Raw genomic sequence first — 13776 nt, 5'->3', positions numbered from 1 at the left:
GCTCATCAGTGCCGTCTCTTCTTCGCGCAAACGCTCATCAGTGCTGCCCGAGGTCGTTCGCCAGGATTTCCGCCGACGGAACCAGTCGCCGGCGGGTGTCGACGGCGATCACCTGCCAGTCGACGGACCTGTAATCGTCGAACTTCCGACGAGCTCTTTCCCGCGCCTTCTCCGGCGCGCCATGGTGAACACCCTGGGGCGCATGCGAAATCAGCCCCGGCGGCATCGGGATGCCGTAGAGGGAACCGCCGTGAAAGAACGCGATCTCGTCGAAGTCGACGTTGCGGTGGTACCACGGCGTGCGCTCGGTGCCGGGCACTCCTTCGGCGGGCTTGGGCAGGAAGTTCATGATGTACACGCCGGTGGCCTGCATGAACAAGTGCACCGTGGGAGGGAGGTGCACGCTGTCGGAGGTCACGACGTTGTAGTCGGCGATGTTGAAGGTGAAGGCGAAGTTGTCGCCCTGCCAGCCCTCTACGTCCAACGGATGATGTTGGTAGTACAGCGTGGTGGGCCCGCCGGAGTGCATCAGCCGGACCTCGTACTCACCGTCGGCGCTGGGTCCGTCGCCGTCCTCGTGCGCGACCGGGTCGGGTATCACCGTCTGCGACGGATCGAACGGAAAGTGACGCCCGAGCTGCCCGGGTGGCGGCACCCGGAACTCGTCGGTGGCCTGGATCATCAACCAGGTGCACTGCTCGTCGGGGACGTGCCGCCAGGTGCACGCCTTCGGCAGGTACACCCAATCGCCCTTGCGGTAGCGCAACGGTCCGAACTCCGTCTCGATGAGGCCTTCACCCTCGTGCACGAAACACAGCAGATCGCCGTCGATGTGCCGCACGAAGAACGGCATCGGCGCCGCACGGCGCGACAGGAGCACCTCACAGTCGACATTCGAGAACATCAACAGGGGACTGCCGTGCGGGTCGGAGAGGTCCTCGGGCTTGAGCTCGCTCGACAGCACGTCGACGGGCCGCAGCGGGCCCACCGAGCGATACGCCGTCGGGTCGTGACGGCGATACAGGCTGGCCGTGCGACCGGTGAAGCCACCGCGACCGAGTTCGTCGTCTTTGAGGCCTTCGAGGTCGGCGTGCAGCCGCCGTGGCGTCTTGCCCTTGCGAAGGTGGACGAACGATTCCATGGGTGCCCTTCTGCCGATCCAAAAGTAAAACTGACATTAGTTTTATCTGGGCCGACCAGTCAACGGTCGGCCACGCATCTGTCCTGCCGACTCAAACCTCTTCTGTCACTTTGGTTTCTCCGCTTTCTGTGCGGGATACTTGTCGGTGGGTCGAACTAGTGTTCGATTTATGAGTGAGGTGTCCAGCGCGATCGAGGCGATCAAGTCGCAGCTCGCCGTGCTGGGCGAGATGTGTGACGAGCTGACCCATCGCGAGCTGGTCGGTCTGCTCGCGGAGTTGACCGCGGCGGTGTGGTCGGTGCCGACGCTCGAGCATCGGATTCTGAATCGGCTGGCGGCCGAGACCGAACCCAGCGCGCTGGGTGAGTCGTCGTGGAAGGAGGTGCTCGCCACGGCGTTGCGGATCTCGACGAAAGACGCCGGCGCTCGCCTGGAGCAGGCCGCGAATCTGGGGCCGCGCCGCGCGATGACCGGGCAGGTGTTGGCGCCGCGGTGGGAAGCCGCCGCCGCTGCCCAGGCCGCCGGGTTGATCGGGCCCGAACACGTCGAGATCATCGCCAAGTTCCACAAGGACCTGCCGTCGTGGGTCGATGTCGGGACCCGTGAGGTCGCCGACACCCAACTGGCGCAGTTGGCCGCCGGAGTAGGGCCTGCGGAGTTGGACGCGGCCGCTGGGCAGTTGTTGATGATGATCGACCAGGACGGCCCCGAACCCTCGGAGAAGGAGCAGGCGCGTAAGCGGGGCTTGACGTTGGGTCCGCAGCGACGCGACGGGACGTGCGGGGTCAGGGGAACCCTGACCGCCCAAGCGCGGGCGGTGGTCGAGGCGGTGCTGGCGAAGCTGGCCGCACCGGGCATGAGCCTGCCCGAGGACGAGACTGCAGGCCCGGATCTGCGCACCCAGGCTCAGCGCAACCACGACGCGCTCGTCGCGATGGGACAGATGGCGTTGATGTCTGGAGATCTCGGAAAACACAACGGGCTACCCGTCACCGTGATCGCCACCGCGACGGTGCAAGACCTCGAGAAGGGTGCGGGGCTGGCGGTCACCGGCGGCGGCACCCGGTTGCCGATCCGGACGCTGATCCGGATGGCCGCCCGTGCCTACCACTATCTCTACATCTACGACAAGCACACCAGCGAGTCGCTGTATCTGGGCCGCACGAAGCGGTTGGCGTCAGCCGCGCAGCGGATCGTGCTCCATGCCCGGGACCGGGGCTGTATCTGGGCCGCACGAAGCGGTTGGCGTCAGCCGCGCAGCGGATCGTGCTCCATGCCCGGGACCGGGGTTGCACGCGACCAGGCTGCACCGCGCCGGGCTACTGGTGCCAGGCTCATCATGCGGTCACCGATTGGAAGAACGACGGCCACACCAATATCGACGAGCTGACCTTCGCCTGCGGACCCGACAACCGGCTCATCGAGAAAACCGGCTGGACCACCCGCAAACGCCCCGACGGCCGCACCGAATGGCTCCCACCACCAACGCTCGACACAGGCCAGCGACGAGTCAACAACTACCACCATCCCGACCGCTACCTACTCCCCGAAGACGACCAAGGACCGTGAATAGCGTTGTCGCTCAGTCGATCAGGTCGACGCGCACCGTCAGCAGGTTCGTCCCGAACGTGCGGACGCCGAGGTTGTTGTACCCAGGCAGGATCTTCATCCGCGCCCGGGGGTCGTCATCGGGCAGCAGATGCGCCGTGCCTCGATGCCAGCGACCGTTCAACCTCACCCGCACATCGGGATTCGCCTTGATATTGCGCACATACTGCGAATTCTCGCCGAACTCCGAGACGAACCAGAACTCGTCACCGATCCGGCGGCCGCCCAGCGGGGTGCGTCGGGGTTCGCCGGATTTTCGTCCGGTCGTCTCGAGCAGCGTCTGGAACGGCATGCGCCGCATCACCTGGTTGGCGAAGTTCTTCTGGAAGAACTTGGTGACGCGGTCGCGGATGGTCTCGGCCATGCGGTTCCTTCCTGAGATTCCGGGCTCACACCATCGCGGTGCGTGGGATCGGTATCCCCATTGTCAGGGCTCCGGCGAGTTCACGGCCGGTGTCGTAGTCGAACACGACATGGCCGGCGATGACGTCGACGTCGCGTTTGATGCGCTGCAGCGGGTTGTCCAGGAAATGTGCGCTGGCCCCCGATGCCCCGAGCAGATCGCCGATCACCACGCGCGACTCGTGCACGATGTGTGCGGCCGCCAGTCGCGCCTGGCCGCGCACCGGGCGGTCGACCGGGTCGCCTGCGGCGACGATCGACCCGATCTCGCCCACGGTGTCGGCCAGCAGCCCGCGCAGCGCGCGTAGCCGTACCAGCGCCTGCCCGAGATGCACGGAGGCCACCGGCTTGTCCTTCTGCATGACACCCTCGTACGCCAGGAACCGCTGCGAGAGCCGCTCCGCATAGATGTCCGCGGCGCGCTCGGCACTACCGAGAGCGGGCATCGCGGCCAGCAGCGCCAGCGCGGGAACCATCGGCCAGCGATAGGTCTCGGCATCGTGCAGCGCCGCGCCCGGTGCGGTGCCCATATAGATGTCGGACACGGCTACGAGGCGATGGGCCGGCACGAAGGCGTCGTCGATCACGACGTCGTTGGAGCCGGTCGCGCGCATGCCGTCGGTGTGCCACACATCCTCGATGCGGACGTTTTCGATCGGCAGCAGCGCCAGCACCGGATGGATCGTGCCGGGGTCTCCCGCCTCGCGTTCGCACAGCGCGCCCACGATGATCCAGTTTCCGTCCATCACGCCCGTCGCCAAGGACCACCGGCCCGACAGCCGGATGCCCCCCTCGCAGCCGACGCCCCGTCCGGTCGGTGCCAGCGGTGCGGGGGCCAGGAACGGGCGCGTGGCGAACGCCTCGCTCTGCGCCTGCTCGCCGAAGAGGGCGAGCATCCAGTTGTGCAAGGCGTAGAAGCCGAGCGTCCAGGCGCTGGAAGCGCAGCCGTGGGCCATCCGCCGCACCGGGTCGAGGATGGCCGGAAACGGTGCCTGTGTACCCCCGTAGCGGGCCGGAACCAGCACCTCGACGAACTCGGAAGTGACGGGGTCGGCGAGCGTCGCCGCCGGGAGTCGGCGCAGCCGCTCGGCCTCGGCCGCGCGCTCGGCCAATCCGGCGACAAAATCCGAGGTGACGATGGGGGCGTCGGCCGAGACCAGAGGCATGAGCCCGACGGTACCATACCTTTAGGTATGGAAAGTAGGTCAATGGGCGAGCATGAGGTCGAGAAATCGCTGCCGTTGCGCGGCCATCCGGGCCGGTGGTGGCGCATCGGAGAGGTGCAGGAAGCCGATGCCCGCGGCGAAGGTGGCATTCGCCCGCATGTCGGCGTCCTCGGCGTCGAAACCGGCATCCAGGAACGCCTCACGGACGGCCTTGAGGACGAGCCGGTCAGCGGCGTGCACGCTCTCGGCGACGCCCGGGTCGGTCCTCGCCCATTCGCGCATCGCGCGCTCGAGGGTCCACTGTCGCTCGCCGAGCAGTGACGTCATCATCTGGGCAAGGCGCTCCCGCGGCGGCAGATGGCCCAGGTCGCCGAAGTGGCTGCGGTCCGCGTCGCGCAACTCGGCCCACGCTCCTGCGACGGCGCTGCGGTAGCCGGCCATGTCCTTGAAGTGCCAGTAGAAACTGCCCTTGGTGACGCCGAGTCGGGCGCACAGCCGGTCGATCTTGAGACCCTCGATCCCGTCGTCGGCGAGAATCGCGTAGCCGGCCTGGATCCAGTCGTCGACGGAGAGCCTGCCCGAGCCCGTCTCGCCGTTCGCCATGCGCCGGAGCCTACTGAACGGCACCGAGTGTGACCGCCGTCACTACTTTGCGGCACGCGAGGTGGCCGTAGCGGCGAATTCGCACGCAACCCGGGTGGTATACCAGTGTTTTCTGCCGAATCGACCCCATTACTTCCCGCACCGTCAAATTCCCTTTTCCTGACGGGTCTGTGCTGTTCGGCGTGGCCGGACTTCAACAAATCCTGGTCACATGTTTTACTGCAACCGCTACAACTGAAGCTTTCTCGGACCACTCCATCGCGAATTTGCGGATTCGGAGTGGAGTGACAGCGCGGTGAAGACAATGCTGTGGTGTCCCACCACCCGAGATGCGCAGGACAATCCGCACCTCGCGGTAATCGAAAGATGGATGGATTGACGGTATGAGACTTCTTGACAGGATTCGTGGGCCCTGGGCGCGTCGCCTCGGCGTCGCGGCCATCGCAACGGCGATGCTGCCCGCGCTGGTGGGCGTCACCGGAGGGTCGGCGACCGCCGGAGCCTTCTCCCGGCCGGGTCTCCCGGTCGAGTACCTGATGGTGCCGTCCGCCGGAATGGGGCGCGACATCAAGGTGCAGTTCCAGAGCGGCGGGCCGAACTCGCCCGCCGTGTACCTGCTCGACGGCCTGCGCGCGCAGGAGGACTTCAACGGCTGGGACATCAATACCCAGGCGTTCGAGTGGTACCTCGATTCCGGCCTGTCGATCGTGATGCCCGTCGGTGGCCAGTCGAGCTTCTACTCCGACTGGTATGCGCCGGCCCGCAACAAGGGCCCGACGGTCACCTACAAGTGGGAGACCTTCCTGACCCAGGAGCTGCCGAACTTCCTGGCCTCCCAGCGTGAGGTCAAGCCGACCGGCAGCGCGGCGATCGGCCTGTCGATGGCCGGGTCCGCCTCGCTGATCCTGTCGGTGTACCACCCGCAGCAGTTCATCTACGCGGGCTCGATGTCCGGCTTCCTGAACCCCTCCGAGGGCTGGTGGCCGTTCCTGATCAACATCTCGATGGGTGACGCCGGCGGCTTCAAGGCCGACGACATGTGGGGCAAGACCGAGGACCCGAACAGCGCCTGGAAGCGCAACGACCCGATGGTGCAGATCCCGCAGATCGTCGCCAACGGCACCCGCATCTGGATCTACTGCGGTAACGGCCAGCCCAACGAACTCGGCGGCGGCGACCTGCCCGCCACCTTCCTCGAGGGGCTGACCATCAAGACCAACCGGACGTTCCAGGAGAACTACATCGCCGCGGGCGGCAACAACGGTGTGTTCAACTTCCCGAACAACGGCACGCACAACTGGGCGTACTGGGGCCGGGAGCTGCAGGCCATGAAGCCCGACCTGCAGGCACACCTGATCGGTTAACAGGTACCTGACGAAAAGAAGCCCCGGCCGCCACGGCCGGGGCTTCTTCGTCTGCGCCTCGGGTGGTTAGTGTGGCCGTCATGACGGAACTCAACGCGATGGTGGCTCACGAGGACGCCGAGGGCGGTGTCGTGCTGCGCCACGAGGTGGTCGACGACTCATTCCTGCCCGAGGGCGACGTGGAGATCCGTGTCGAATACTCGAGCGTGAACTACAAGGACGCCTTGGCTGTCACCCCGAAAGGTGGCGTGGCACGGGGTTATCCGTTGATCCCCGGGATCGACGTCGCCGGCACCGTCACGGCGAGCACGTCGTCGGAGTTCGCCGCCGGCGACACGGTGATCGCGCACGGCCAGGACATCGGCACCGGCCGACACGGAGGTTACGCGCAGATGGCGCGGTATCCCGCCGATTTCCTGGTCAAGCTGACCACCGTGAGCACGGCGGAGGCGGCGGCGATCGGCACCGCCGGCTTCACCGCGGCCATGAGCGTCGACGCCCTGCGTGCGCACGGCATCACCCCGTCCGACGGGCCGGTGTTGGTGACGGGCGCCACGGGTGGCGTCGGCAGCGTCAGCGTCGACCTGCTGGCGGGTCTGGGCTACGAGGTGGTGGCGTCAACCGGAAAGAAGGACGCGCACGATCTGCTGCGGGATCTCGGCGCCTCCGAGGTCATCGACCGGGTGCCGGGCCCCGACGACAAAGTGCGTCCGCTCGGCAAGGCGCATTGGGCCGCGGTCGTCGACTGCGTCGGCGGAACCACGTTGGCCTACGCCCTCAGCACGTTGAAATACGCGGGTGTAGCGGCGATTTCGGGACTCGCCGGATCTTCGGACCTGCCGGCCACCGTCCTACCCTTCATCCTGCGCGGTGTGACGCTGGCCGGTATCGACTCGGTGCTGCTGCCCATAGGGCCGCGCCGGGAGCTCTGGGCTCGGATCGAATCGGACCTGCGACCGCGGCATCTCGAGCGCATCACCCGGGATGTCCCGGTGCTCGACGTCGCCGACGTCCTCGGCGCCATCATCGGTGGCGGCGTCACCGGCCGCACCCGCGTGGTCGTGCACGACGGATTCTGACGCTCCCGGTCCGTCAACCCGCGAAGGGTACGGCAGAGACCCTGCAGGGAACCCCGTTGACGACCTGGGTATTGCTCGGAACATCCACCAGCGCGGCGGGATTGAGCAGATTCGTGTTGACACCTGGGTGCGCGTTGGCGACCTCCAGGGCGGTGCCGTCGACGCCGTGGCCCCAGCCGTGGGGCAGCGACACCACCCCCGCCATCATGTCGTCGGTGACTTCTGCGGTCGCGCGGATGGTGCCCTCGGTCGTGGTGATGTCGACCTGCTGGCCGTCCGCGACACCGAACCGGGAGGCATCGGCGGGATTGATCAGCAGCGTGCAGCGGTCCTTGCCGCGCATCAGGCTCGCGACGTTGTGCAGCCAGGAGTTGTTCGATCGCAGGTGACGTCGGCTGGTCAGCAGCAGTTCGTCGTCGGCGCGGTCGACTCGGTCGGCCAGCCTCGGGAGGTCGGCGGCGAGGAGCGGGTGCAGCAGCTCGATCCTGCCCGACGGCGTGGTGAGCACCTCGGCAAGCCTGCCGCCCTCCAGCTCGCCCAATCTCAGTCCGTCGCGATGCAGGCGCACCTCGTCGAGCGTCAGCCCTCCGGGCAGTTGGCCGAGCTGGTCACCCCAGGGCCCTACCCGGATGCCGAGATCGATCATGCGCTCGGGCCCTTGGCCTTTCAGGGCGGCGAACACCTCTGACGGTTCGCGGCCGAACAGAGGAGTGTCGGCCGCTTGGCACGCGGTGTGGATGATGCCCTGGGTGTACAGGTCGTCCATCGCGCTCACATCGACATCGGGAATCGGCGTGCCCACCAGTGCTCCGGCCAGTCGGAGCATGATCTCCCATTCCTCAGGACGCCCGTCCGGCGGGAACACCGCGTCGGACCATTTCACGCACGAGGCAATGGAATACATCCAGTAGAGGTCGTCGCAGTGTGCGCGCTCCAGCGGGGACAGACCGGGCAGGATGACGTGTGCGTGGCGGGTGGTCTCGTTGAGCCAGCTGTCCACGGAGATCATTGCGTCGAGGCCACCGAGTGCCGCGTCGAGGCGGCGCGCCCCCGGGGCGGAGATGACCGGGTTGCCTGCCACCGTGATGAGTGCGCGAATCTGACCCTCACCCGGGGTGTCGATCTCCTCGGCCAGGCAACTGACCGGAAACTGGCCGAGGACTTCGGGTGCGCCGCGCACCCGGCTGCGGAAGCGTCCGAACTGCCAGCCGGGCCGGTCCTGATCGGGCGGCTTCATGAACATCGGCGACCAGACGGCAGCCTTTGGGAACACCGCCCCACCGGGACGGTCGACCGCGCCGAGCGCCACATTCAACACGAACACAAGCCAGGTCGCCAAGGTGCCGAATTCCTGTGTGCACGCACCGATTCGGCTGTATAGCACGGGGTGCTGGGCGGTGGCCAGCCCTTCTGCCAGCCTCCGGATCGTCGCGGCGGGGACGCCGGTGGGCGCCTCGACCCGCTCGGGAGAGAAGCGGGCCGACAGCGCGACGACGTCGCCGAGACCCGCGACCAATCCGTCCAGATGGGGTGGGCGACGGATCCAGTCCCGGTCCGCGAGGGTGTGCAGGATGGCGAACAGCAGCAATGCGTCGGTGCCGGGGCGCACCGGCACCCACTCTGAAGCCCGCCGTGCCGTCTGGGTCCGGCGAGGATCGACGACCACGACGTCGCCACCCCGTTGCCGGATCGCGGCCAGCCGACCCATGATGTCCGGCGCCGAGAGCATCGACCCCTGCGAGGCAGAGGGATTCGCCCCCAGCATCACCAGGTGGTCGGTGCGGTCGAGGTCGGGGATGGGGCCGTTCCACATCCCGCCGAACAGCAGCGCGCTGACGACGTTGAGCGGCCACTGATCGACGGTGCCCGGTGTGTAGTACGCGCGCATCCCCGCCGCCCCGGCCAACCCGACCAGTGCGCCGACGTAGGTCTCCAACCCGAGGTTGTGGGCCACCGGATTGCCGATGTACACCGTCGCCGCCGCCGCGCCGTACCGGTCCAGCACGGGCCGCAGCACTTTCTCCGCCTCGCCCAGCGCGTCGTCCCAGGACACGGGGACATGGTCACCGGAGCGGTTGCGCACCATCGGGCGCCGCAGCCGGTCAGGATCGTCGTGGATGTGGTGCAGCGACGCGCCCTTGGGACACAGGTGCCCCCGCGACCACACGTCGTCGGGATTGCCGCGCACGGCACCCACCCTGCCTGCGTCGGTGGTCACCCTCAGACCACACATCGCCTCGCACAGCGGACAGGTGATTCGGTGCTCCACGAGCGCACCGTAGCAGCGGGGCCCCCGGGGCTTACTTCAGTTCGGCGGAGGACAGGCCGAGCAGGCGGCGGGCGACGACCAGCTGCTGGATCTGCTGGGTGCCCTCGAAGATGTCGAGGATCTTCGAGTCGCGGGCCCACTTCTCCAACAGGGCCTCCTCGGAATAGCCGGTGGTTCCGGCAAGCTCCACGGTCTTCAGCGTGATGTCGCTGGCGACGCGCGCTGACTTGGCCTTGCCCATCGAGGCTTCCTTGGAGTTGGGGATCCGGTTGTCCGCCTGCCACGCCGACCGCAGTGTCAGCAGGTAGCCGGACTCCCAGTCGGCCTCCATGCGCAGGAACTCCGCGGCCGCAGCACTCTGAGCGTGCGCCGGCTTGTCGTAGGAGATCTCGACGCCCGCGTCGGTGAGTATCTTGCGGAGTTCCTCGAGCGCGGCCCGAGCGACACCGACGGCCATCGCCGCGACGACGGGCCTGGTGTTGTCGAAGGTCTCCATGACCCCCGCAAAACCCTTCTCCACGTTGATATCCGGGCTGCCCAGCAGGTTCTCCTTGGGAATGCGGACATTCTCGAACCGGATCGCCGCCGTGTCGGAGGCCTTGATGCCGAGCTTGTTCTCGAGCCTCTCGACGGTGACGCCGGGGTGCTCGCGGGGCACGATGAACGACTTGATCGCCGCCCGGCCCTTGGTCTTGTCCAGGGTCGCCCACACCACGATGTGGGTGGCGCGGGATCCGGCGGTGACGTAGATCTTCTCCCCGTTGATCACGTACTCGTCGCCGTCGAGCTTGGCGGTCGTCGACACCGCCGCCGAGTCGGAGCCGAATCCGGGTTCGGTGATGGCCATCGCGGCCCACACCTTGCCGAGGCGCTCGAGTTGCTCGTCGGTGGCGACGCCGGAGATCGCCGCGTTGCCCAATCCCTGGTACGGGATCGACAACACCAACCCGACATCGCCCCAGCTGACCTCGAGGATGTTGAGCACGGCGGACATGTTGCCCCCGTTGATGTTTCCGGCCGGCCCGCCATCCTCGTCACGGAACGCCTCGGCGCCGGCGAACGAGTGGGTCTTGGCCTCGGAGATGCCCTCGAACAGCGTCGCGACGGTGTCCAGTTCGACGGGGTAGGCGTGTTCCTTCAGGTCGTATTTGCGGGAGATCGGTCGCAGTATCTCCGCCGCGCCCTGATGTCCCTTCTCGATGACCGCCTGCAGCTTCTTGGGTAGTTCCAGATTGATCGCCATATCAGTGTCTTTCGTCAGGTCGGTCAGAATCAGAGGACGACAACGCCTTCGGCGACGCCGATGGCCCGCAGATCCCGGTACCAGCGCTCCACCGGATGCTCCTTGGTGTAGCCGTGCCCGCCGAGCAGCTGGACACCGTCGAGGCCGATCTGCATGCCCTTGTCGGTGCCGAGCTTCTTGGCCAGCGCCGCCTCGCGGGCGAATGACATACCCTGCTCCGCCCGTGCCGCGCCACGCCATGTGATCAGACGCAATCCGTCGAGTTCGATCGCGATGTTGGCGCACATGAACGCGACCGACTGCCTGCGGGCGATCGGTTCGCCGAAGGCTTCGCGCTCCTTGACGTAGGGGATGACGTAGTCGAGCACCGCGTGCGAGGTGCCGACGGCCAGCGCCGCCCACCCCAGCCGGGACAGCGCGATCGCTTCCGAGTAATCCTGGTCGTTCGCGCCGTCCTCGCCCAGCCGCGCGCTGAGCGGCACGGTGACCTTGTCGAGTTCGACGCGGCCGAGCGCGGCGGCGCGGATGCCCATGCTCGGATCGGCCTTGACGGTCAGCCCCTTGGTGGCGGCCTCGACGATGAACAACGCCGGCTTGCCGTTGAGCTGTGCCGCCACGATGAACAGCTCGGCGTCCGCTGCGGCGGGCACCAGCGACTTGACCCCGTCGAGTCGGTATCCGCTCGGGGTGCGGACCGCGGTGGTCCTCAGCGCAGTGGGGTCGAACAGCGGGTGCGGCTCGGCGATCGCCACGCACGCCTGGGGAACGCTGTCGCCGGCGAACTCCTTGAGGTAGGTGGCCTGCTGGTCGGCGCTGCCCCAGTGGGTGAGCGCGGATGCCACGCCGCCGGGCGCCAGGATCGGCAGGGCCAGACCCATGTCGCCGTACGCGAGTGCCTCGGCGACGAGCGTGTTGGTGACGGTGCTGCGGTGCTCGGCGATGCCGTCGAAGTCCTCGGGGATGTTGATGGCGGTGACGCCGAGTTCGGCGGCCTTGGCGATCAGGTCCGGCGGGTAGGTGGCGCTGTCGTCGGCGTCATGCGCCGCGGGCCGCAGGATCTCTGCGGCGAACTCCTCGACTGTCTCGACGATCATCTTCTGGTCGTCGTCGGGGGTGAGGTCGAAGTAGTCGGCACCGCTGGCCTTGAGCCGGGTCGGCGACTTGCCGATGCCCTGGATTCGTTTGAACTGCCGCGTCGAGGCGCCGGCGGCGGAGAAGCCGTGCTTCACGCCGTACTTGATGGCGCGATTGAGCGGGTCGCGCAGGTTGTGCCTGTCCAGGAACTCCTGGCCCATGATCGGGGTGAGCAGCGCCATCCCGACATCGATCGCCGTGCGCTTGTGCTTCTGGAGGCCGACGGCGCTCTCGTGGCCGCCCCGCTTGGAGGGGAGGGTGTTGGTCATGTCGACTTCCTCACTAGGGCTCGGGCGTGCAGATCCGCCGCAACTGACTCCAGAGTAAGGTATCCCAACTGACTCGTCGGTAAGTTGTCAGCCATTGTTATTCAATTCACAAGGCGGCCGGATCTGACCAGTTTAGCTGCGCGAGCCGCCCTGTCGTGACGACGTCGGACAAAACTGCTGTGCAATAAGAAATTTCATCGCCGATGGATACACAGAATCCAGTTTGCAGGGGGCTAGGACGGTGAACCCGCCGACAGGTGGGCCAGGACGGCGTCGTGTAGCAATCCGTTGGTGGCCACGGCGCTCCCGCCGTGGGGTCCCGGCTCGGCGGCAAGGTTCGTGAATCGGCCACCGGCCTCGCGGACCAGGATGTCCAACGGGGCCAGATCCCACAGCTTGGCCTCCGGCTCCACGGCGATGTCGACCGCGCCCTCGGCCACCAGGCAGTACGACCAGAAGTCGCCGTAGCCGCGCACTCGCCACACGGTGTCGGTGAGATCGACGAACCGGGACCGCCCCGCCTCCCAGCCGGTGGTGAGATCGGAGAACGACAGGCTCGCCGACTGGAGGTCGGAGATCCCGGACACCGAGATCTCCCGGGTCGCGCCGGCGAATGATGCGAACGCGCCCTGCCCCCGGGCTGCCCACCAGCGGCGCCCCAGCGCCGGTGCGCTCACCACCCCGAGGACCGGCACGCCGTCGATGAGCAGGGCGATCAGTGTCGCCCAGACCGGAACCCCCCGGACGAAGTTCTTGGTCCCGTCGATCGGGTCGATCACCCACTGTCGGCCGGTGAATTCCTTTGTGCCACCGAACTCTTCGCCGAACACCGAATCCTGGGGCCGGTGTTCGCCCAGCCGGTCCCGCAGCATCGTCTCGGCGTCGAGGTCCGCGTCGGTCGCCGGAGTCATGTCGGGTTTGGTCTCGACGCGCAGGTCCACCGCGCCGAACCGCCGCATCGTCAGCGCGTCTGCTTCCTCGGCCAGCCCGAGGGCCAGGTTCACGTCATCCACCAGGGTGCTCATAGCTGCCGTCCTACCATGTCGGAGTGGTCGAATTCGGAATCCTCCTCCTGCTCGTCGGTGCGCTTGTGGTTGTCGCGGCGCCCTGGATCAGGAGGAGGCGTGGCATCGGCAACGACTGGTTGGCCGGAACCATGCTGGTCACCGGCGTCAGCCCGCGGCCCGACGGTGTCGAGGGTGAGCAGTTCGTCACCATCACCGGGGTGATCAGCGGTCCGACCGTGAACGAATACACGGTGTACGCGCGCATCGCCGTAGACGTGAACGACTGGCCGACGATGGGCCAGCTGCACCCGGTGATGTACTCGCCCAAGAACGCGGACAACTGGCGGTTTGCGCCGCAGGAAGTCCCGCCGCCGCCACCACCGCCTGCCCAGGGCTACTGACTCCTCACGGGCTCGTCCCTCGCCCGATCGTCGTCAGCCGTGTCTGATGGGCTGACTCCTCACGGGCTCGTCCCTCGCCCGATCGTCGTC

12 protein-coding genes are annotated in these 13776 nt (G+C 67.2%); 4 read left to right on the top strand and 8 right to left on the bottom strand.

Annotated features, from left to right (window positions below; translation table 11 throughout):
• Positions 1–37: 37 nt before the first annotated feature.
• Positions 38–1141, bottom strand: a complete 1104-nt coding sequence (locus H7I57_RS03335; protein ID WP_264021869.1) for a homogentisate 1,2-dioxygenase — start codon at positions 1139–1141, stop codon at positions 38–40.
• A 169-nt stretch (positions 1142–1310) separates the two neighbouring features.
• On the opposite strand from H7I57_RS03335, the gene H7I57_RS03330 reads away from it, so the two are divergent.
• The gene (locus tag H7I57_RS03330) at positions 1311–2531 is read left to right on the top strand and encodes a 13E12 repeat family protein (RefSeq protein WP_308204307.1); all 1221 of its coding nucleotides are present in this window, start codon (positions 1311–1313) and stop codon (positions 2529–2531) included.
• A gap of 192 nt (positions 2532–2723) precedes the next feature.
• On the opposite strand, the gene H7I57_RS03325 is transcribed toward H7I57_RS03330, so the two are convergent.
• The 3 genes from H7I57_RS03325 to H7I57_RS03315 are packed head-to-tail and all read right to left on the bottom strand — an operon-like array spanning position 2724 to position 4920.
• Entirely contained in the window at positions 2724–3113 is a 390-nt protein-coding gene (locus tag H7I57_RS03325; RefSeq protein ID WP_264021867.1) for a nitroreductase/quinone reductase family protein, read from the bottom strand.
• 25 nt (positions 3114–3138) lie between these two features.
• Positions 3139–4317 (bottom strand): acyl-CoA dehydrogenase family protein, encoded by a 1179-nt coding sequence (locus H7I57_RS03320; RefSeq protein ID WP_264021866.1) that lies wholly within the window; start codon positions 4315–4317, stop codon positions 3139–3141.
• Between the two features lie 39 nt (positions 4318–4356).
• Positions 4357–4920: a TetR/AcrR family transcriptional regulator gene (locus tag H7I57_RS03315; RefSeq protein ID WP_264021865.1), complete on the bottom strand. Its 564-nt coding sequence runs from the start codon at positions 4918–4920 to the stop codon at positions 4357–4359.
• Between the two features lie 383 nt (positions 4921–5303).
• On the opposite strand from H7I57_RS03315, the gene H7I57_RS03310 reads away from it, so the two are divergent.
• Both H7I57_RS03310 and H7I57_RS03305 read left to right on the top strand, forming a co-directional pair.
• The gene (locus H7I57_RS03310) at positions 5304–6284 is read left to right on the top strand and encodes an esterase family protein (RefSeq protein ID WP_264021864.1); all 981 of its coding nucleotides are present in this window, start codon (positions 5304–5306) and stop codon (positions 6282–6284) included.
• A gap of 80 nt (positions 6285–6364) precedes the next feature.
• Positions 6365–7363 (top strand): MDR family oxidoreductase, encoded by a 999-nt coding sequence (locus H7I57_RS03305; RefSeq protein ID WP_264021863.1) that lies wholly within the window; start codon positions 6365–6367, stop codon positions 7361–7363.
• Between the two features lie 13 nt (positions 7364–7376).
• Here the strand turns inward: H7I57_RS03305 and H7I57_RS03300 are convergent, their stop codons facing one another.
• From H7I57_RS03300 to hisN, 4 genes are all read right to left on the bottom strand, one after another.
• Positions 7377–9632, bottom strand: coding sequence for a molybdopterin-dependent oxidoreductase (locus H7I57_RS03300; protein WP_264021862.1), 2256 nt, complete (start codon positions 9630–9632; stop codon positions 7377–7379).
• Between the two features lie 31 nt (positions 9633–9663).
• Positions 9664–10875 (bottom strand): acyl-CoA dehydrogenase family protein, encoded by a 1212-nt coding sequence (locus H7I57_RS03295; RefSeq protein ID WP_264021861.1) that lies wholly within the window; start codon positions 10873–10875, stop codon positions 9664–9666.
• 29 nt (positions 10876–10904) lie between these two features.
• Positions 10905–12278, bottom strand: a complete 1374-nt coding sequence (locus H7I57_RS03290) for an acyl-CoA dehydrogenase family protein (RefSeq protein WP_264021860.1) — start codon at positions 12276–12278, stop codon at positions 10905–10907.
• 233 nt (positions 12279–12511) lie between these two features.
• Positions 12512–13303, bottom strand: a complete 792-nt coding sequence (gene hisN / locus H7I57_RS03285; protein WP_264021859.1) for a histidinol-phosphatase — start codon at positions 13301–13303, stop codon at positions 12512–12514.
• 23 nt (positions 13304–13326) lie between these two features.
• Between hisN and H7I57_RS03280 the strand changes: the two genes are divergently transcribed.
• Positions 13327–13686 carry a hypothetical protein gene (locus H7I57_RS03280; RefSeq protein ID WP_264021858.1) on the top strand — a complete coding sequence of 120 codons (360 nt, stop codon included), beginning with the start codon at positions 13327–13329 and terminating at the stop codon, positions 13684–13686.
• Positions 13687–13776: the final 90 nt, after the last annotated feature.

Origin of the sequence: Mycolicibacterium pyrenivorans (assembly GCF_025821625.1) — a bacterium.
Classification (GTDB): Bacteria; Actinomycetota; Actinomycetes; order Mycobacteriales; family Mycobacteriaceae; genus Mycobacterium; species Mycobacterium pyrenivorans.
This window is presented reverse-complemented; position numbering and strand designations above follow the sequence as displayed.

Coding starts and splice junctions, on each gene's coding strand:
- H7I57_RS03305 (WP_264021863.1), top strand. CDS start 6,365: ATGACGGAACTCAACGCGATGGTGGCTCACGAGGACGCCGAGGGCGGT.
- hisN (WP_264021859.1), bottom strand. CDS start 13,303: ATGAGCACCCTGGTGGATGACGTGAACCTGGCCCTCGGGCTGGCCGAG.
- H7I57_RS03320 (WP_264021866.1), bottom strand. CDS start 4,317: ATGCCTCTGGTCTCGGCCGACGCCCCCATCGTCACCTCGGATTTTGTC.
- H7I57_RS03310 (WP_264021864.1), top strand. CDS start 5,304: ATGAGACTTCTTGACAGGATTCGTGGGCCCTGGGCGCGTCGCCTCGGC.
- H7I57_RS03290 (WP_264021860.1), bottom strand. CDS start 12,278: ATGACCAACACCCTCCCCTCCAAGCGGGGCGGCCACGAGAGCGCCGTC.
- H7I57_RS03325 (WP_264021867.1), bottom strand. CDS start 3,113: ATGGCCGAGACCATCCGCGACCGCGTCACCAAGTTCTTCCAGAAGAAC.
- H7I57_RS03295 (WP_264021861.1), bottom strand. CDS start 10,875: ATGGCGATCAATCTGGAACTACCCAAGAAGCTGCAGGCGGTCATCGAG.
- H7I57_RS03315 (WP_264021865.1), bottom strand. CDS start 4,920: ATGGCGAACGGCGAGACGGGCTCGGGCAGGCTCTCCGTCGACGACTGG.
- H7I57_RS03335 (WP_264021869.1), bottom strand. CDS start 1,141: ATGGAATCGTTCGTCCACCTTCGCAAGGGCAAGACGCCACGGCGGCTG.
- H7I57_RS03330 (WP_308204307.1), top strand. CDS start 1,311: ATGAGTGAGGTGTCCAGCGCGATCGAGGCGATCAAGTCGCAGCTCGCC.